The sequence below is a fragment of the Vibrio sp. AND4 genome, assembly GCF_000171815.1.
GTDB lineage: Bacteria > Pseudomonadota > Gammaproteobacteria > Enterobacterales > Vibrionaceae > Vibrio.
On the sequence record NZ_ABGR01000001.1, the window covers coordinates 586,531 to 605,044 of the forward strand.

Sequence of the window (18,514 nt, forward strand, 5' to 3'; positions counted from 1 at the left end):
ACTCCGTTAATCCTGATTACTTGAAGGTGTAATTCATCTGTACAGCGCTGATGTATGCAGTGCCTTCTGAATCGAACGTGATATCACGGTTACCTGCGTTGGTTTCAGTAAACGAGCCTGATTTACTCTTAACAAATGCAAATCCTGCATCTAATGTTAAGTTTTCTTTCATTGCGTATGTCACACCTGCGCTGTACCAGAAACGGTCGCTGTCAGGGATACTAAGTGTCGCTTTACCTGCTTGCTCGTCATAGGCAATACCCGCGCGAAGCGTCCATTCGCTGTTTAGCGTATAGGTACCACCGAAGGAGTAACGGTTATTGTCTTCGTATTTCTCTGGTTTGTAGAAACATTGGCCAGCGACTCCATTATCATTACATTGAGGGCTGGTTGCTTTCAGCTCTTTGAAAGTACTCCAATCCGTTTGTTGCCAACCATAGTGAATAGCCCACTGATCGTTAAGTTGGTGGAAGGCTGAAAGCTCGATGATAGAAGGCAATGAAATTTGTAAGCGGCCATCCACTTTAGGAGCGGTCGCTCTGCCTGAATCGTAACTGCTGAATTCGCCGTCATCAAAATCGAGGTCAACTTTAGAACGGTAGCCGAATCCAAAACGATTGTTTTCATCTAACTCGTAGAGTGCTCCAATGTTCCAGCCCCAAGCGATTGTGTCACCTTCCATACCAATTAGGTTGTCAGACTTTTTACCACCAGCACCAAATAGGGGGGCTAATTCACCCTTGTGACGAGTAAGCTCTGCATGGGCGTAAACTAGGTTAATACCACCACCAACACTAAACTGTTCATTGATGCGGTAAGCTAGGTTAGGGTTAATATTAACGGACAGTAGGGAAGTATCGCCTGCCATATCACCGGCAGAAATATCATTTGGATAATCGGTTGCGACACCATAGGTTGTGAACATACCAATACCCCAAGACCATTGGTCATTGATTGGGCTGATGTAGTAACCCGCAGGCACGATTTGCAGTGGGGCAACGTCTTTTGCATCTTCTTTGTGATAAGTATCGTAGACGTTCACTTCAGGATCGACGATCGACAGTGCGCCTGAAAATTGAGCTTGTTTAAAAAGTGTCATCGCAGCTGGGTTTCGTGCCAGAACGCTGGCGTTATCAGCCACCGCACCTTCACCTGAAAATGCTCTACCAAGGCCAGATGCCGAATGTTCTGCTACCTGAAAACCTGCAGCATGGACATTACACGCGAACAATATTGACATTGTCAGCAGAGAGCAGTGCTTCTTGTTCATCCTTGACCCTCCTAGGGTGTCATTATGAGAGACCGAAGTCTTTGTTTTTGATATAAATATTCACACATGGCCACTATTAATTGGATTATCAGCCAGATGTAAAGATAATGTTAATTGCATGTTTGTTGAATTGTCAAAGGTACACCTGTATTAGGTTATAAATTTGATGCCTAGGTCAAACCACATTCAACAAACCTATGTATTATCGTGATATTTTTTTGGTGAATGGTATGACCAGTATTGTTTTGCCGCCTGTATGATTAAAAGATAAGCAACTGCATGTAGTTTACATGCTTTCCGTTATCCATTATTACAGGCATAATTCGCACTTTGTGTTTGTCGCATTGGAAATCTAATTGGAATTACTACACATTGCGTTTTTAGGAAAACCATTGAGGCTGGAAGGCTCAATGGCGGGCTGGCAACAACTATTCTGGGATAATACTCTGGTTTCACAAATCGCAGCCAGTGATGATGAAACGGGAAAATCGTTGCACGAATTTCAACTTTCATCCGGAAAGGAAGTTTTACATTGCAAATTGCACTGTGAATTAAGTTGGCAACCGTTTAATTTTAAATACCAAGCAAGCATCAATGAGGTTATGGTAACGAAAGGCTCTCGGGACGAGAAAGACATTGAACGCCAAGTACCCGTTGAAGCACCACCAACAGAAAAACGTTTTAGCTTAATTGGCCTTGCTTCACTTGGCATGAAAGCGCTTAAAAGTGCCAAAGTGATTAAAGTTGTTTTGGCATCAGCAAGTTTGGCAGCTTATAGCTGGTTGTTTTCGATTGAGTTTGCATTGGCTTTGCTTGCGTGTCTGGTGTTCCACGAATACGGTCATATCCGTGCGATGAAGTATTTTGGGATGAAGACCAAAGGCATTTACTTAATTCCATTCTTTGGTGGTTTGGCACTCAGCGATGAGAAGATAAACACACGTTGGCAAGATGTGTTTATCTCTATAATGGGGCCATTCTTTGGCTTGGTGCTAAGCATAGTATTCACCGTCCTGTATTGGATGACGGGGGAGATGATCTTTGCTGGTTTGGCAGTGTTTAACGCCTTGCTAAACCTGTTTAATCTACTGCCAATTTTGCCATTAGACGGCGGACATGTGCTTAAAAGTATCACTTTTTCAATGAACACATGGATAGGCTTGGCTGGCAGTATTATTACCGCATTATTGGGGATTTATATAAGCTATACCTTTGGCTTAACGTTACTTGGCTTTCTGTTGATGATGGGGATGCTTGAGGTGGTCATAGAATGGCGAACTCGTCACCACAGCCATTTATTGCCGCTCACACGCTATGGCCAGCTCTTCTCGTTTGCTTGGTATCTGCTTTCTGTCGGTGGCTTTGTCGCCATTATTTGGTATTTCGCTGGGCTTGGCGATAGCTTATTAAGTTTGCCGTTGCAGATCCTAGGCACTTAATGCCGACTCATAAAAATAAAGCGCCATAACAGCGCTTTTATTTTCTTTACCCATGCCGATTAACAAACCAGCTAACCACACCTTGGTGCTTTCACCTTCGCCGCAGGTAAGGTTTTTATGGTGGCCTGCAAATCTTTGATACGAGTACTGTGTGATGGGTGAGTTGAGAAGAATTCAGGTGGCTGGCCACCTCCTGCAGCGGCCATGTTCCTCCAAAGATCGACACTTTCACTTGGGTTAAAGCCCGCTTCCGCCATGTAGCCCAAGCCGACTATATCTGCTTCTGATTCTTGACTTCGCCCATAGGGAAGAATGACACCATACTGCACACCAACGCCAAGTGCAGCCATAGTCATCTGTTGATATTCTTTGTATTCAGATGCACCGAGCGCCACGTTTGCCAAGGTTAAACCAGCATTAGCAAGTTGGCCTTGAGACAATCGCTCGTTGCTGTGGTCCGCTAAAACGTGGGCGACTTCGTGACCGATAACGGTCGCAAGCTGGTCCTGGTTTTTCGCGACTTTCAGTAAGCCAGTGTAAACACCGATTTTACCGCCGGGTAGGGCAAAAGCGTTAACTTGGTCGCTATCAAATACCACAACCTCCCAATTCTGGAACCCAGCTTGAGGTGGAATCGTATTAGTAATTTGCTTCGCAACGCATTGAACGTAGGCGTTAACCTTTTTATCTTTGTTTATCGGTATCTCTTGCTTCATTTGATCAAAAGACTGAGCGCCAAGAGACGACATCTCTTGATCCGAAAACATAAGAATCTGATTTCGACCAGTCGGCGAAGAGCTGCATGCCGTTAAGCCAACAATTGTGAAAAGCACAGAGGCTTTAATCCATGTTCTCATGATAGGGTCCATATCAATATTTTCTATTTTGTACCCGTAGTATAACTCCTCGTAAAGAAACCTTCAGTCATTATGTTGATAACATTGAGAATTACGTTTGTCCTTGAAGTTAAATGACGTTCAGGACTATGCTAGGCTCAAATTGCATTGATACATTACCCATTTCGATACGGGATGAGATAACAGCAAAAATGACTATTTGGAAAAAGCCAATCGATTTAGAGATCCTTAACGCGACGTCAAAAAACACCTTGATGGAGCACCTACAAATTGTTTATACCGATTTTACGGATGACTCCCTTACTGCAACCATGCCTGTTTGCAGTTTTACTCACCAACCACTCGGTATGCTTCATGGTGGCGCTTCAGTTGTGCTCGCAGAGACTCTCGGTTCCCTTGCCGCAAATTTCTGTGTTGGTGAGGGAAGCTACTGTGTTGGGCTAGACATCAATGCGAACCACATTCGAGCCATGCGCAGTGGACATGTGATTGGCACGACAAAGCCCGTCCATTTGGGGGTATCAACCCAAGTGTGGCAAATTGAAATTACTGACGAACGGGAGCGCTTAGTGTGTACAAGCCGGCTGACCATGGCGGTAAAGCATCCTAAAGAAACATTGAGCCAACAAGAGGGGAAATAACATGGTGATTGAATTCTCCCTAGGAAAACTCATCGCAACACAGCATGAAATCGTGATTAAGCTAACCGGAAGTGCTATGGTCACATTACAAGCTCAAATCGATGCCGTTCAGCTACTTGGTCGTGGCGCAAACGTCGTCTTGGCCAATGGCGCAGAAACCAAATGGTCGATCAAGCTCGACGATGAAGATCAATTATGCCAACTGGCGCAAGAAATTGGTATCAAGGTTCAATAATGAGCAGACCTGAGTTTGCTCTTTCCATAAAAACGAGGGAACTCATTGCTATTATGAAAGCTATAACATTATGAAAACTAAAATTTCCTCTTTATGAGCAGCCCTCGTTTACGCGTTCAGTTCGAAACGCTTTTTGAAAAATTCTCCGGTAATGATGCGGAAGCGCAGCTCGAAGACATTACCGAAGCCCTATTTTGTACCCGCCGTAATGCTCGAATCGTTCTTAACAAGTTAGAAGAAGAGGGGTGGATCGAATGGCATCCAGCGGCTGGTCGCGGAAAACTTTCTAAACTGGTTTTTAAACGCAACCGCAGTGATGTTAGTGAGAACCTCGCACGACGCTACCTAGACGAAGGCAAAATCGGACAGGCATTAGAAGCGTTAGATAATAACGCAGCAAAACTCACCCAAGTCATCCAGGGCTACCTTGGTTTGCAACATCGTCAAGGTGAGCAGGTCGTGCGTTTGCCGTATTATCGTCCACTTGCCATGTTGAACCCGCAAAAACCCATGCGTCGTTCTGAACAACATATTGTTCGACAGGTATTCAGTGGTTTAACTAAACTGGATGACAGCGAACAGCTTCAACCTGATCTTGCTCACCACTGGGAGGCACTCTCAGACACCCACTGGCGCTTCTATTTACGCCGTGGCGTCCGCTTCCATAATGGGGAACACCTCACAACAAACTGCGTGATTGAAAGTATCAGTATATTGAGTGAGTTAAACCTGTTCTCACACATCAAAGATGTCGTTTCACCCGAGCCTTGGACCGTCGATATTCATCTTAATCGCGCTGATAAATATCTGCCGCTCGCGCTAAGTGAATCCCAAGCCAAAGTACTGCTACCAAACAACATACGCTCAGAGAACTATGATCAAAATCCTGTCGGAACAGGGCCTTTTCAAGTCAAAGTAAACGACGATAAACGTCTAATTCTAACAGCATTCGATGGGTATTTTGGACTTCGTCCCTTGTTGGACCAAGTCGAAGTGTGGGTCATCGATGAAGCGTACTCGTCAATGGTGTACCCTAGCCTGACTAAGCCGCAGGTAGACACAAGTGCATCAACAGACGAAGTTGAGCTTGATCCGGGCTGTACTTTCTTACTGTTGAATAAAAATACCGGCATTGCAAAAGACCCTCGTTGGGCCGAATTTTTGAGCCAAACACTGAACAGCAGCCAAGTTTATGCTCATGTTCCCCAAGAGAAGGTGATAGAACTTGGCGTGCTTCAAGCCTTTGGCCTAAAACCCGGCTGGATTGATCTCAGGCCAAGCAACATAGGGAAAGTCCCTCAACAAGACAAAACCATTCGCGTTGCCTACCAAAAAAAGCATCCTATGTTTCCTGTCATCGCCAAAGCCATTAGGGCGTTATTAAAGCCACATAGCGTTGACGTCGAGTTCATTCGTTACGACACTCAACCGCCATCCCCAGAAGAAGTCGATATCTGGGTAAAAGCCATGGGTATTGCCACTAACCGTAACGATGCATTAGCAGGTTGGTTGTTGGATTACAGCGACATCGACAAGTTTAGTGTCGATTATGACTTTACCGCTTGGGCGGGTCTTGTGGATCAATGGCGAGCAGGGCAACATCCTGATTTTCCCGCTCGAGAGTTAGGGCGGCAACTGGTAAAAAGCTGCCAAGTGATCCCAATGTTCCACTGCTGGTTAGGTGTGAACAAAGACCACAGTGGCGCACTACAAAATGCCAAGTGTAATGCGCTTGGTTGGTTTGATTTCAGTAACGTGTGGGTAAAACCAAAAATAGAACAAGATGGCCAAACCAAATAAGAAACAACCGACCAAGACGGTCGAAATATATTGCGCGAAATGTAAGACACAATTGTTCAAATATCGAAAGGGGGGCAAAGGGGCGTTGGTGAAATGTTTCAAAGAGCGTATTGTGGAAGACTTCACTACGAAGCCTTGCGTTTGCCCGGGTTGTGAACAAGAGTTTGCAAGAGATACCTTGGTACGAGGAACACCTGCCTACAAGATGATTGGTGGCAAGGTGACGATGAAATGAGAGTCAGCTATGAGTGAGCAAAACGAATACTGCATGGTATTAAGCACCGCAGGTACAGAAAAGAACCGAGACGAAATCATCAAAGGCTTACTAGAAGGAGAGCTTGCGGCTTGCATTCAAACTATGCCGATTGAAAGCCACTATGTATGGAAGGGCGAGGTGTGCAGTGACAGTGAATGGCTATTGATCATTAAAACTCGCAAGGATCTTTACGCTTTGGTTGAAGACAAAATAAAAGACTTGCACGAGTATGAAGTTGCTCAAATCGTGCAAGTCCCAATTATTGGAGGTTTTAATCCCTATTTAGAGTGGCTTCGCCAGTCGACGCTGAGTTGTCAGTAAAATCAAAGATAATATCGCCCCCAGAGTATCGCATAACATGTCTTTTTGGGCGTCCCAGATATCGCCTTGCGATCCCAAAAAGGCGATACCTTCATCGCCACCAGCAATTTCTGCATACCACCATTCAATGATTTCGTAACTTGCCGCCAGTGACATAATGGCAAACAGGGCAAACCAACAAGCCAATGTCGTGCTCACTTTTTTCTTGTTAATCAAGTACTCCGCAATTGGAAATGCGTAGAGACCGATAGAAAAGTGAGCAACACGGTCAAAATTATTGCGCTCAGAACCGATCAAGTTATTGAACCAATCAAAAGGGACTTCTGCAAACGTATATTTGGCACCGACAGTATGAAGACATAGCCAAATAAACATCAGCACATAAGCGGTTTTACTAAACTGATAGCGAATAGAAAGAGCCCAAATAGCCACAAGAATCGCCACAGCAGGAACGATCTCTGCAAACCATACAGCATGAGAGTTTGGTTCTAACGCAGAGAACAAAAAAACGACCGAGTAGAAGGCTGTAAGGCCTAATAAAGTAGAAGTGTTCTGCATGGGAAAAACTGGTCCTTCAATTAATAACTGTATTTATGATTACACTTAATTGTACGGCGTGCAATTCTTCTTTTGCTGATCTAATGCTTACTTTTTATGTTGATATATTGCGAAACTGCTCAACAATAAAACGTTTGCGCACAAACATTCCATTAGGATTTGATTTACAGCATACCCATCCATAGAATTCATCGCTAAGTCTACTATAAAAGAAGTCATGTCATGAAACTGGAAACTGTCGATTATCTTGCTGACGATGCTGCTCAACAATTCGTCACCTCACTGCGCGAAACTGGCTTTGGTGTGCTTAAGAATCACCCGATCCCGCAAGAACTGGTCGAATCTATTTACAAAAATTGGTATGCGTTTTTCTGCTCTGAGCAAAAGAATGATTTTCAATTTAATGTTGAAACGCAAGATGGTTATTTCCCGCCATCCGTTTCTGAAGTCGCGAAAGGCCACACTGTAAAAGACATTAAAGAGTACTTTCATGTCTACCCTTGGGGACAGATGCCAGAGCAACTGAAAGCGGAAATCATGGAATACTATGACCGCGCTAATGCATTTGCTCAAGAATTACTTGGTTGGGTAGAAGAGTACGCCCCCAAAGAGGTACAAGAGAAGTTCTCTATCGCCTTGTCCGAGATGATCAATAATAGTGATAAAACACTTCTGCGCGTGTTGCATTACCCGCCAATGACTGGTGAAGAAGAACCGGGGGCAATTCGAGCAGCTGCACATGAAGACATCAACCTTCTAACCGTGTTACCAGCAGCAAACGAGCCGGGACTTCAGGTAAAGAGCAAAGAAGGCGATTGGTTGGATGTGCCATGTGACTTCGGTAACCTGATCATTAACATTGGTGACATGCTGCAAGAAGCATCGAACGGTTATTTTCCATCGACGACTCACCGTGTGATTAACCCAACAGGCGGTCGCCAAGAAAACTCTCGTATTTCTCTGCCGCTATTTTTACACCCGAAACCAGAAACAGTACTGTCTGAGCGCCACACAGCCCACAGTTACCTAATGGAACGATTAAGAGAGCTGGGCGTCATTTAAGCCAACGAGGACTTAAGTTAGCAAGTGCTTTAGTTAAAGAGAAAATAAGTTAAAGAGAGAATAAGTTAATCGGAAATTAAGCTATTAGATTTTCAGTTAACGAGATCTTCATTCAAAAGGCTGACCGTTTATGACTGTCGGCCTTTTTGTGTTTATGGTACAAATTAACTAGGTTTAACAACACGTACTTAAAACGGCTAGGGGATCCATGGACGAACAACTCGATGTTTGCCACAGCGGCTCGCAATACGCGGAAAATCCATTATTGTGGCCGATTCTGGACATTCTCCGAAAGCAACCGTCAAATTGGAAGGTACACACGCTTGCACAAGCGCTCAGCGATCAAGGTTACATTCCTCAATTAGATTTAGCACCAAATAAAGACCTCTTCAAACGCAACTTTTTGCTAATGAATGCTTTGTATCAACTGCAAGAGACTCTCCATCCAGACAGTTGGCTGCAAGTTGAAGCGATGAACATCATTTTAATGTCAGCGATTGAAGCCTCTCGTCATAGTATTGATGTCAATGATCCGCTCAGAGAGTACTATCTAGATTGGAAAAACTATGAAGCTGATGAAGGAGAGGTTCGCAGGCTGCTCAATGAATTCTGGAGCCGATACCAACGTTATATGGGGGGTAACGCATCTTCTGATTTAGATCGTGCTAAAGCGTTGAGTTTATTTGGCTTAAGTGCAAAGTCCACCAAAGCCGAAATTCGAAAGCAGTGGCGTAAACTGGCATTACGCTGGCACCCAGACAGAGACAATGGTAATTCAGAGCGGTTTCGAGTTTTATGTGATGCGTGGAATGTCCTGCGTAACGGGTGATAGTCTGCTAGCTAGGGTATTTGAAAAGTAGAAAAGCAACAGAAATAACAGAAATAACAGAAATAAAAAAGCAAAAAGCATTTACGCTACAACGTAAAGTCCCACATGTTATTGTGTAAACAAAAAAGCAGCGTTTGAACGCTGCTTTGTGCTATTTCTAGCTATCGGTGTTAACGAGAAGCTTTGAACTAACGAGAGGGTTTGAACTGAGACTTACGCATACGGTTAAGGGCAGCCATCACGTCCAACACACGAGGTTTGGCCAAGTCACCTTGTTTTGGTAACGTGGCATGCCATTCACCCAAAAGCATCTCTTCAATTTCTTTTGCTGGGTGGTTACACCAACCCGGAAGTTGCGCGATTTGGAACCACAACCAACCAATCGTGTTTACTTCGTCTGGGGATTCCAGCTGCTCAAGCGCGCTTAAATCAGCGAATTCCTTCCCAAAACGCAGGGACTCTTTGCCTTTTGCTGTCACACGGAATTTACCGTCTGTCAGAATGTTCATCAGCGCAATACGGTTTAAAGCACGAGGGCGGAATGTTTGTAGACTCTCTTCTGACTCGTTATGACGTTGAGTAGGGTGCTGAGCAATAACCTCTTTGGCTTTCGCTGTCACGTCCACCGCTTGATAGTCGTGCATTTGGATGACCGTATCTGCCACGTCTAGGTAGTCACCAGATCCGCCCATCACGATGATCGTTGAAATCTCAAGTTCATTGCGTAGCTGACCAATTCGATCAACTAGCGGGGTAATCGGTTCATCGCCTTTTGCGACCAAGGCTTGCATACGCTCGTCACGAATCATAAAGTTAGTCGCTGAGGTATCTTCATCGATAAGCAGTGAGTTTGCGCCCGCTTCGATAGACTCTTGTAACCATGCCGCTTGAGAAGTAGAACCGGAGGCGTCCTGCGTAGAGAAATCCGCAGTATCTTTACCCATTGGTAAGTGGTTAATGTAATTCGATAGGTTCAAGTGATGAACACAACGACCTTCTTCAGCACGGATCTTCATCGCGTTGGCATCAGTAACAATGTAGTCACGACCATCACCAGGAATGTGATCGTAGATCGAGCGCTCAACCGCATTCAACAGTGTCGATTTACCATGGAAACCGCCACCAACAATCAGTGTAATCCCTTTTGGAATACCTAAACCCGTAACATAGCCTCTGTTTGGTGCGTGCAAAGTAACTTGTAAAGATTCTGGCGCTTTGAACTCAACCGCGTCTTTCATTGGCAAATCACAGTTACCAGCAATACGCGGAAGCACGCTGCCATTCGCAACGAATGCAACCAAATCATTCGCCGCTAATTGTTCACGCAATGCGACTTGGTCTTCAACCACTTTACAATGCTCAATCAGTGCGTCTTTGTTCAGTTCGCGCTCTAGCGTTGCACGACGAATAAACTTCGGCAAATAGAACGTCAAAATATTGTTCGCTTTCTTACCAAGAACTGAACGACCTTCAGCAGGTAAGTTCACACGAAAACGAAGCTCAATCCCTTCTTCTGTGAAAAGTACCGCCGTGTTGTCGAGTACGGTTTGACCGTTCAGTGAGATAGAAACGGCGTTCTCTTGTTTCGCAAACTCATCAAAGCTACGCGCAAGGAAGTCACGAGCTGCACGTTGAAATGCAGGCGACTCATCTTTAAGCCATTCAAGGCCGGTTAAAGACCACGCACGTGTAGCACGTAGACGAGAAGCAGATGCATACGGGTCACCTTGTACATAATCGATGTATAAGTCGAAATCACCGAAGTCGTATTGACCTTTGATTTGTTGGTATGCGCGGTAGTTCTGCTTTTCGATTTTCTTTAGCGTGGCAGTCAACTGATCCATGAAGATAATGGCCTTTTTATTGGGAGCGGGCGGCGATTATAGAAACCACTGCCAGCAGAGTAAAGCAAATGCTTACGAAGAATAGTTGTATTGGCCACCGAGTAGATTCTGATTAAACAAACTTTGCTCAAATTCATTGCAGGGCATAGGCTTGCCATATAAAAAGCCTTGGCCAATATCGCAGCCCTCGCCAATCAAGAATTGTTCTTGTTGAACCGATTCGATACCTTCGACCACAATTTGAAGATCGAGCTTCTTAGCGATATGCATAATGGAACAAATAATGGCTTTGTCGTCTTCCGATTTATCCATGTGTTGGACAAAGCTTTTGTCGATTTTGATGGCATCAAAAGGGTATTTTTTCAAATAACTGAATGAGGCATAGCCCGTCCCGAAGTCATCAAGTGACAATGTCACACCAAGGTTGTGGATTTTATTTAAGGTATTTCGTGCAACAACTTCATCAGCAATTAACGCACTTTCAGTCACTTCCAACTCGAGGAAATGAGGCGGCAGATGAAAGGTATGCAATAGATGTTCAATTTGCTCAGCGAAATTGACATTTTGTAGCTGGATAGGAGAAACATTTACCGCGATCTTAAAGTTATCCACTAGCTCGGACCACTGTTTGGCTTTATCGATCGCCGTACGAAGGACGAACGCTCCAACCTCAAAGATTAAACCATTTTGCTCAGCCATATGGATTAATGCTTCGTTGGAAACATCCCCCAGTACCGGGTGGCGCCAGCGTAATAGGGCTTCAGCACCAATCCATTTGTGCGTATGCGGAAGCACCTTTGGCTGGAAGTACAACATCAAGTCATCGTTACGAACTGCTTGTAATAAATAGCTTTCAAGTTGGTTGTGATGGTTAAGTTTTTGAGTGTGACTTTCACAAAAATAACGATAAGATTCACCAGACTCCTTGCAAAGCAACATCGCATGACAGGCGTTTTGCAGTAATTGCTTAGCGTAACTCGCTTTGTGCGCTTGAACGACACCGACGTAAGTGTGAAGGTGAACTTCGTTATTCTCTATGTAAAAGTTACCCAAACCAACATGATTAATATCATCAAGAAGGTGCTGTACCTGCGCTTCTATGTCTTCACCGATCACAAGGATCACCACGTCATTGGAGCTGGGCCTTCCTGTGACAAAATAGCTAGATTCTGAGTGGCCTAGACGCAAGCGAAATTCTTTCAACACTTCATCAAACGCCTCAAAGCCGAATTTAGTTTGAATACTGCGAGCATTACTGAAACCAATATTGAGCACTGACAAATCTTGTTGCGTGTCAGTAATCGATGCCAGTGCTTCGTCAAGATGTTCTTCCAATGCCGAGCGATTTAAAAACCCTGTCCCTTGATCGTGAGTCTGCTGATAACTGACTTGCTTTTCTGCGGCTTTACGACGATCGATCTCTTTTGTTAATGAATAACTCAGCTGGGCAAGATCAACGGTGCGAGTATCAACACGATTTTTAAGCTCTTTATTCAATCGAATAAGCTTGTTTTGCTGAAAAACGACGGCAAGTTGGGCTTCTATCGATTCTTTAAATGACGCGAGTAATTCCCGGTAAGTATCGTGGAAGTGGTTTTCCTTCGCGTCTAACATACAGATCGTGCCAAACGTTTCGCCATTCGGCCAATGCAGCGGTAGTCCACAATAAGACACAATACCCGCTTTAATGTCTGGGTTATTTTGCCAGTCTTTGTCGATCAGGGCATTTGGCACAACGAGCTCGTCTTTTTTTTCGATCACGGATTCGCAATATAAGCCGTACCCGAGTATCTCTTTGTCGCCAACTCGATAAGGATTGTCTTCGGTTTCACTCGCGGAGTTTACCTCAATATAATCGGGGTGCAGTCGCATAATCAGTGTTGTCGGCACATCGGCGATGCGAGCGAGGAGGTTGACGATGTTTTGCCAACTTTTTTGCATTGACTCGGGTATATCGTAATCTAAAGTTGGTAATGTACCCATAAATGCAGCCCTTTCCCGTGATACAACAACCTATGAAGACGTTGTTTTTCTATTTTGTTAACCAAGCTCTTTATTTAAACATGCGTTGCAATAAAGTATAGAGGGGCGAGAATTTCAGACGAAAAAAAGCCCCGAAAACCGCTCGGGACTTTGAAATACTTGACGTCATCTCAGTTGTGAGACGCCAGTATCAAGATATCAACTTACGGCTTCAAAGCGTTAAGTGTCTTCATCGAGATGTCTTGCGAGTAGTCAACATCTTCAAAATTGAAGCCATTTAGCTTCATAAATTCATCTTTAAAACCTTTATAATCACCGATTTCTGCAAAGTTTTCTGCGTTCATTTGCTTCAATAACGCCGACACTTCTGCTTGAACCCCAGGATCCAATTCAAAATCGTCAATACGAACTAAACGTTCGCCGTCGACAGGGACATTAGCTTGACCATAAAGTTTGGTGGTGAAAAGGCGCTGCATTTGTTCGATACAACCTTCGTGCGTACCTTTTTCTTTCATGACTCGATACAGTGCCAGTAGGTAAGGGCTTAGGGTAGGGATGAAAACACTCGCTTTCGTTACCAAAGCCTTACACACTGTTGCGTAGGCCCCGCCACCAAAGTTGGCCATCTTGATATTTAATGAATGACTTGTTTGGTGTAGATCGACTTTTGCTCGGCCTAAGGTGCCGTCTAAATAAATAGGGTACGTTACCTCTGGCCCTACATAAGAGAACGCAACGGTCTGACAGCCTTTTGCTATCGATTCAGTGTTGATCAGTGTATCGATCCAGCTTTCCCAATCCTCGCCGCCCATGACTTTGATCGTTGCTTCCGCTTCTTCTTCTGATGCAGGAGTAAGAGTGGATTCTACCCACTGATCATTTTCCAGCATAACAGAAGCACCAGTGATGGATTTACCAATAGGTTTAATGACGCTGCGCCATAACTCACCAGATTCAGTCTTAGGGCGAACGCCTGTTGCCAAACTGTAAATCACCAAATCAACCTCACCCTCAAAATAGGTTTCAATGGCCTCTATAACTTGGTGTCGAACGGTGTCAGAAAAGGCATCCCCGACAATGTTTACTGCAGCACGGCCATGATGAGTCGCTTGCTGTTTAAAATAGATGTTGTTGTACCAGCCAGCACTGCCAACACTGGTGTCTGACGGGCCTCGCTCAAAAGATACGCCGATCGTGTCCGCCTCTGCACCACCGAATGTAAGCGCAATACGAGCCGCTAAGCCGAAACCTGAAGATGCACCAATGATCAAGACGCGTTTGGGGCCATCTTTGATCTGCGGTGATTGTTTTACGTATTCAATTTGTTCTTTAATGGAAGCGCGGCACCCATAAGGGTGTGCCGAACGAGCGACAACGCCTTGTACTAACGGCTCTATTTTCATAGTTATTACCCAACCTAGTGAATATGTCACTAGGTTAACGTAAAGTTAGGTAAAAATTCTTGCGCTAGACCATTAAAATTCGCGAAGTTTTATCAATTCTTGAGCGACAAACTTTGCAATGTAGGGTTGAGCTTCTGGTTTGGGGTGTAACCCATCCTGCATCATCCATTCGGGCTTAACGATGACCTGCTCTAAAAAAAACGGGATGAGATTGACTTGTTGATGCTCTGCCAGTTTTGGGTAAATGCCATAGAACATATCACTGTATCGCTTACCATAATTTGGCGGCACGCGAATTTGCATCATGACGACATCCGCACCAGATTCTTTGATCATGGTAATCATTTTCGATAAGTTTGACGTAATAAGTTTAGGTGGGAACCCACGCAGACCATCGTTAGCACCGAGTTCGATAAGAACCAAATCCGGCGTGTGTTGTTTGAGGAGAGAGGGCAAACGAGCAAGGCCGTTACCCGTCGTATCACCCGATATGCTGCCGTTTACAACTTTTACATCTTGGCCATGTTCTAAAAATGCATCAGGGAGTAAGCTAGGCCAACTCTCCTCTATCGGCATTTGATAACCGGCACTTAGGCTATCACCCAAAACAAGCAGCTTTTCGCTCGCGTGTGCAGTAGCGGAAAGGCAGAAAAAAAGAACTAAGGAAAGTATACGAATCATGCAAACACCTGTACCTAACGCACCCATTGTTCAAGCTAGTTTAGTTTCTAAACAAGTCTCCACTAATAACGAACAATTAACAATACTTAAAAATGTAACCGTTGATATTAGAAAAGGTGAAAAGATCGCCATTGTAGGGACATCTGGTGCAGGCAAATCTACACTGATGACGCTTCTCGCAGGGCTAGACATACCGACATCCGGTGAAATCAGATTGCTTGGCCATGAGCTATCTGCATTGGATGATGAGGCTCGCGCTAAAATCCGTGCAGACTCATTGGGGTTTGTTTTTCAAAGTTTCCTTCTTATTCCCAGTTTGACAGCGCTGCGTAATGTCACGCTACCTTGTCTCTTACGAGGTGAGGCAGAAGATGATGCAAGAGCAACAAAATTGCTAACTGCGGTCGGCCTGGAAAAGCGTTTGGGTCATTTGCCTAGTCAACTTTCGGGTGGTGAACAACAACGCGTTGCTCTTGCGCGCGCATTTATGACTCAGCCAGAGCTTTTGTTTGCAGACGAACCAACTGGCAATCTTGACCATCAAACCGCAGAAAAAGTGATTGAGTTGCTGTTTGATTTAAACGAGCAACATGGTACGACCTTGATCCTTGTGACACACGATAGCCATCTCGCCAGTCGTTGCGATCGAGTATATCGAATGGAAGCAGGTGCACTTACAGAGGAGGTGGCATGTCCGTGATCTCATCTCGTCGACAAGACGCGGCACCAAGGCGTCAAAAAACGAAACAATCTCCAAACAAAAGCTTGGTACGATGGAGTTTAGGGGAAATACGTCAAGGTAACCTTTGGCCAATAAGCATTGCGTTGATTTTGGTTATAGCAAGCATCTTCGCATTATCGGCACTGGCTGAACGAATGGAGCAGGTTATTGTAAAGCAAGGCAAAGACGCATTAACGGCGGACGCTGTGTATGTGTCAGCGAATCCAATACCAGAGGAACTTCTTGCTAACACAGAGAAACTCGAACGATCAACCATGACGCGCTTTGCAACGATGGCATTTAGCGATACCGGGATGCAGCTTATTTCGGTGAGAGCCGTTGATGAAAACTATCCCTTAATGGGTGATCTGGTTCTCGATAGCGCTTCGTCTGGCCAAGTGAAAGCAAACCAACTATGGCTAGATGAACGCATTATGACACAGCTCGCTGTTAGTAAGGGTGACGTTGTCACTATAGGTGATGCCGATTTTACCGTATCCGGAGCCGTGTTGATGGAGCCAGGATTAAACTTTAACCCTTTCCAACAAATGCCCTCAGCCTATATTCACCAAAGCGACATCGACAAGACAGGGGCGATTCAGGTAGGCAGTCGAGTTCAATACCGTTTGTTCCTCAAAGGGGATGACGCAACACTGAAACAGTTGCAAGACGATACTGAACTTTCTCCAAGTGACCGCTGGCGCACACAAGATACCGCAAGTCGCAGCAATGACATCTTCGAACGTACGACACAATATCTTTCTCTAACGGTGGCAATTGTCATCATCATGGCAGCAACAACCTTGGTGCTGACTTGCCAAAGTTATGCAAATAGCCGAACGCAAACCATCGCAATGCTTAAAAGTTTAGGCGCAAGTCGTCGTTGGATTGAAAAGTGGTTGTTGATACAAGTCGCTATTCTACTTATCAGTGCAAGTGTCGTCGGTTTGCTTTTGGGCAGCGGCTTGGAATACTTGTTGCGGATCCCATTAAAAGACTTACTACCGAACCCACTTCCAAGTTACGGCGTCACACCACTATTGGTCGCTGTGTTATCCGCTGTTTTGATCACTGTGCCCGCTCTCGGTATTCCTTTACTTGGTTTAATAAAAACACCAGCGCTGGAAGTCCTACAACAGGGCTCTAGCAAGCGTTCTTGGAAACGACTGTGGTTAATACTGGTCCCTGTGGTGCCATTGTTGGTCCTATATGCGAACAATACGCTGGTGTGGATTGTACTTGCGGGGATTGCGGCGTTGTTTTTTGTACTTGCGACTGTGAGTGTGATGCTCACCACCTTGTTTGCGCGCATTTCAACCAAACCCGCGATGAAACTCGCCCTAAGCCGTATTAACCGGACCCCCTTGACCAGCGGGTTACAATTTGGCGCTTTGGCGCTGTCGTTAATGCTGCTGTCGATTATTTGGCTGGTACGAAGCGATATCCTCGCCGATTGGGCAAGAACACTACCCGCGGATGCTCCTAATATTTTTGCATTGAATATTGCCGACTACGAGCTCAATAGCTATGTGGAGACGCTGGATAAAAATGGTGTAACAAGATCGCAAGCTTTTCCAATTATTCGGGGAAGACTGGCTGAGATTAACGACGTAAGCGTCAAAAAAATAAAGTCAGAAGGACAAGGTTCAGATGCGATAAGCCGAGAGTTAAACCTCACATGGGGTGATACGTTGCCAGACTACAACAAGGTACTCTCTGGTTCTTGGACGAACAAAGCAAGCGTTTCTGTAGAAGCGCAAGTAGCAGACGAACTTGGCATAGGGCTGGGGGACAAGTTACGATTTGTGATTAACAGCCAAAATTTCGATGCCACTGTCGACAGTATCCGTCAGGTAGAGTGGCGAGATATGAAACCAAATTTCTATTTCATTTTCTCATCAGACGTAATGGCAAGTCTCACATCCTCCTATTTGATCAGTTATCGCCTTAACGAGGGCAACGGGGCGTTATTAACCTCAATGTCTCGTGCTCACCCTACAGTGTCAGTGCTTGATATTCGGACCATGGGCGACAAAATCCAAGGGCTGATACAACAGATTGTCTCTGCGATTACGATTCTTGCATTACTCGGGGTCATCGCGGGTTTATTGTTGATATTTACATTGCTTCGTTTGAGCCTGTCTCAGCGTCAGGAAGAGATAAGACTCTATCGAACGCTTGGCTCAAGTAAAAAGCGTATCAACACGACATTGTGGGCCGAGTACGGAATCATGGCGCTTATTGCAAGTGGTGTCGCGCTCTTTGCCGCTGAGGTGTGTGTTGCTGCGGTAATTAAGTACGGTTTCCAACTTAGTCCACAGATCCACCCCGAGTTGTGGATAGCATTACCAACCGCCACTATCTCTGTGCTCGCACTGGTAGTCATGAGTTTGATAAAAAGATTATTAACACCCATAAATACTTAAATTGTGTCATTTGCAGTTCGTGGGAGCACATCATCACACTTTTATTCTAGTTATCCACAAAATCGGTGGATAACTTTTGGGATAACTGAGTGTCAAGAAAGTAGGTTGTTTCCGCAAGCTTTATCCTGTGGGTGTTGGCGTAATCACGCGCACAAAAAAAGGTTTTCCCACAAGGTCGTCAAGTATTT

17 protein-coding genes are annotated in these 18,514 nt (G+C 44.9%); 10 read left to right on the top strand and 7 right to left on the bottom strand.

Annotation, left to right across the window (positions count from 1 at the left end):
* Nucleotides 1-16 precede the first annotated feature (16 nt).
* Nucleotides 17-1,270, bottom strand: a complete 1,254-nt coding sequence (locus AND4_RS02585; protein ID WP_009841335.1) for an outer membrane protein transport protein — start codon at nt 1,268-1,270, stop codon at nt 17-19.
* Nucleotides 1,271-1,680: 410 nt separating this feature from the next.
* On the opposite strand from AND4_RS02585, the gene AND4_RS02590 reads away from it, so the two are divergent.
* Nucleotides 1,681-2,709, top strand: coding sequence for a site-2 protease family protein (locus AND4_RS02590; RefSeq protein ID WP_009841336.1), 1,029 nt, complete (start codon nt 1,681-1,683; stop codon nt 2,707-2,709).
* A gap of 71 nt (nt 2,710-2,780) precedes the next feature.
* On the opposite strand, the gene AND4_RS02595 is transcribed toward AND4_RS02590, so the two are convergent.
* Entirely contained in the window at nt 2,781-3,566 is a 786-nt protein-coding gene (locus AND4_RS02595) for a M48 family metallopeptidase (RefSeq protein ID WP_086026773.1), read from the bottom strand.
* A 191-nt stretch (nt 3,567-3,757) separates the two neighbouring features.
* On the opposite strand from AND4_RS02595, the gene AND4_RS02600 reads away from it, so the two are divergent.
* From AND4_RS02600 to cutA, 5 genes are all read left to right on the top strand, one after another.
* Nucleotides 3,758-4,207, top strand: a complete 450-nt coding sequence (locus AND4_RS02600; RefSeq protein WP_009841339.1) for a hotdog fold thioesterase — start codon at nt 3,758-3,760, stop codon at nt 4,205-4,207.
* A 1-nt stretch (nt 4,208) separates the two neighbouring features.
* Nucleotides 4,209-4,442 (top strand): DUF3389 domain-containing protein, encoded by a 234-nt coding sequence (locus AND4_RS02605; protein ID WP_009841340.1) that lies wholly within the window; start codon nt 4,209-4,211, stop codon nt 4,440-4,442.
* 93 nt (nt 4,443-4,535) lie between these two features.
* Complete coding sequence (locus AND4_RS02610) at nt 4,536-6,242, top strand: SgrR family transcriptional regulator (RefSeq protein ID WP_009841341.1); 1,707 nt, start codon at nt 4,536-4,538, stop codon at nt 6,240-6,242.
* On the top strand, nt 6,226-6,477 hold the full coding sequence (locus AND4_RS02615) for a hypothetical protein (protein WP_009841342.1): 252 nt from the start codon (nt 6,226-6,228) through the stop codon (nt 6,475-6,477). Before AND4_RS02610 ends, AND4_RS02615 begins: the two co-directional genes overlap by 17 nt.
* 9 nt (nt 6,478-6,486) lie before the next feature.
* A complete protein-coding gene (gene cutA / locus AND4_RS02620; RefSeq protein ID WP_043991396.1) occupies nt 6,487-6,819 on the top strand; it encodes a divalent-cation tolerance protein CutA in 333 nt (110 codons plus the stop codon).
* On the opposite strand, the gene AND4_RS02625 is transcribed toward cutA, so the two are convergent.
* Nucleotides 6,781-7,377 (bottom strand): DUF2238 domain-containing protein, encoded by a 597-nt coding sequence (locus AND4_RS02625; protein WP_009841344.1) that lies wholly within the window; start codon nt 7,375-7,377, stop codon nt 6,781-6,783. The genes cutA and AND4_RS02625 overlap by 39 nt on opposite strands.
* A 222-nt stretch (nt 7,378-7,599) precedes the next feature.
* Here AND4_RS02625 and AND4_RS02630 point away from each other — a divergent pair, with 222 nt between their 5' ends.
* Nucleotides 7,600-8,439, top strand: a complete 840-nt coding sequence (locus AND4_RS02630; RefSeq protein WP_009841345.1) for a 2OG-Fe(II) oxygenase family protein — start codon at nt 7,600-7,602, stop codon at nt 8,437-8,439.
* 208 nt (nt 8,440-8,647) lie between these two features.
* Nucleotides 8,648-9,268, top strand: coding sequence for a DNA-J related domain-containing protein (locus tag AND4_RS02635; protein WP_009841346.1), 621 nt, complete (start codon nt 8,648-8,650; stop codon nt 9,266-9,268).
* 188 nt (nt 9,269-9,456) lie between these two features.
* Here AND4_RS02635 and AND4_RS02640 read toward each other — a convergent pair whose 3' ends face one another.
* From AND4_RS02640 to tesA, 4 genes are all read right to left on the bottom strand, one after another.
* Entirely contained in the window at nt 9,457-11,112 is a 1,656-nt protein-coding gene (locus AND4_RS02640) for an ABC-ATPase domain-containing protein (protein WP_009841347.1), read from the bottom strand.
* Between the two features lie 72 nt (nt 11,113-11,184).
* The gene (locus AND4_RS02645) at nt 11,185-13,095 is read right to left on the bottom strand and encodes an EAL domain-containing protein (protein WP_009841348.1); all 1,911 of its coding nucleotides are present in this window, start codon (nt 13,093-13,095) and stop codon (nt 11,185-11,187) included.
* Between the two features lie 203 nt (nt 13,096-13,298).
* Nucleotides 13,299-14,498: an enoyl-ACP reductase FabV gene (gene fabV / locus AND4_RS02650; RefSeq protein WP_009841349.1), complete on the bottom strand. Its 1,200-nt coding sequence runs from the start codon at nt 14,496-14,498 to the stop codon at nt 13,299-13,301.
* Nucleotides 14,499-14,570: 72 nt separating this feature from the next.
* Entirely contained in the window at nt 14,571-15,179 is a 609-nt protein-coding gene (tesA, locus tag AND4_RS02655; RefSeq protein WP_009841350.1) for a multifunctional acyl-CoA thioesterase I/protease I/lysophospholipase L1, read from the bottom strand.
* On the opposite strand from tesA, the gene AND4_RS02660 reads away from it, so the two are divergent.
* Both AND4_RS02660 and AND4_RS02665 read left to right on the top strand, forming a co-directional pair.
* Nucleotides 15,178-15,879 carry an ABC transporter ATP-binding protein gene (locus AND4_RS02660; protein ID WP_009841351.1) on the top strand — a complete coding sequence of 234 codons (702 nt, stop codon included), beginning with the start codon at nt 15,178-15,180 and terminating at the stop codon, nt 15,877-15,879. The genes tesA and AND4_RS02660 overlap by 2 nt on opposite strands.
* Nucleotides 15,870-18,326: an FtsX-like permease family protein gene (locus AND4_RS02665; protein WP_009841352.1), complete on the top strand. Its 2,457-nt coding sequence runs from the start codon at nt 15,870-15,872 to the stop codon at nt 18,324-18,326. The genes AND4_RS02660 and AND4_RS02665 overlap by 10 nt, the downstream gene beginning before the upstream one ends.
* Nucleotides 18,327-18,514: the final 188 nt, after the last annotated feature.

What these genes read in the sequence shown, in the direction of transcription:
- AND4_RS02585 (WP_009841335.1), bottom strand. Translation starts at nt 1,270, where the DNA reads ATGAACAAGAAGCACTGCTCTCTGCTGACAATGTCAATATTGTTCGCG.
- tesA (WP_009841350.1), bottom strand. Translation starts at nt 15,179, where the DNA reads ATGATTCGTATACTTTCCTTAGTTCTTTTTTTCTGCCTTTCCGCTACT.
- AND4_RS02635 (WP_009841346.1), top strand. Translation starts at nt 8,648, where the DNA reads ATGGACGAACAACTCGATGTTTGCCACAGCGGCTCGCAATACGCGGAA.
- AND4_RS02665 (WP_009841352.1), top strand. Translation starts at nt 15,870, where the DNA reads ATGTCCGTGATCTCATCTCGTCGACAAGACGCGGCACCAAGGCGTCAA.
- AND4_RS02595 (WP_086026773.1), bottom strand. Translation starts at nt 3,566, where the DNA reads ATGAGAACATGGATTAAAGCCTCTGTGCTTTTCACAATTGTTGGCTTA.
- AND4_RS02625 (WP_009841344.1), bottom strand. Translation starts at nt 7,377, where the DNA reads ATGCAGAACACTTCTACTTTATTAGGCCTTACAGCCTTCTACTCGGTC.
- AND4_RS02645 (WP_009841348.1), bottom strand. Translation starts at nt 13,095, where the DNA reads ATGGGTACATTACCAACTTTAGATTACGATATACCCGAGTCAATGCAA.
- cutA (WP_043991396.1), top strand. Translation starts at nt 6,487, where the DNA reads ATGAGTGAGCAAAACGAATACTGCATGGTATTAAGCACCGCAGGTACA.
- AND4_RS02615 (WP_009841342.1), top strand. Translation starts at nt 6,226, where the DNA reads ATGGCCAAACCAAATAAGAAACAACCGACCAAGACGGTCGAAATATAT.
- AND4_RS02610 (WP_009841341.1), top strand. Translation starts at nt 4,536, where the DNA reads ATGAGCAGCCCTCGTTTACGCGTTCAGTTCGAAACGCTTTTTGAAAAA.
- AND4_RS02630 (WP_009841345.1), top strand. Translation starts at nt 7,600, where the DNA reads ATGAAACTGGAAACTGTCGATTATCTTGCTGACGATGCTGCTCAACAA.
- AND4_RS02660 (WP_009841351.1), top strand. Translation starts at nt 15,178, where the DNA reads ATGCAAACACCTGTACCTAACGCACCCATTGTTCAAGCTAGTTTAGTT.
- AND4_RS02600 (WP_009841339.1), top strand. Translation starts at nt 3,758, where the DNA reads ATGACTATTTGGAAAAAGCCAATCGATTTAGAGATCCTTAACGCGACG.
- AND4_RS02605 (WP_009841340.1), top strand. Translation starts at nt 4,209, where the DNA reads ATGGTGATTGAATTCTCCCTAGGAAAACTCATCGCAACACAGCATGAA.
- fabV (WP_009841349.1), bottom strand. Translation starts at nt 14,498, where the DNA reads ATGAAAATAGAGCCGTTAGTACAAGGCGTTGTCGCTCGTTCGGCACAC.
- AND4_RS02640 (WP_009841347.1), bottom strand. Translation starts at nt 11,112, where the DNA reads ATGGATCAGTTGACTGCCACGCTAAAGAAAATCGAAAAGCAGAACTAC.
- AND4_RS02590 (WP_009841336.1), top strand. Translation starts at nt 1,681, where the DNA reads ATGGCGGGCTGGCAACAACTATTCTGGGATAATACTCTGGTTTCACAA.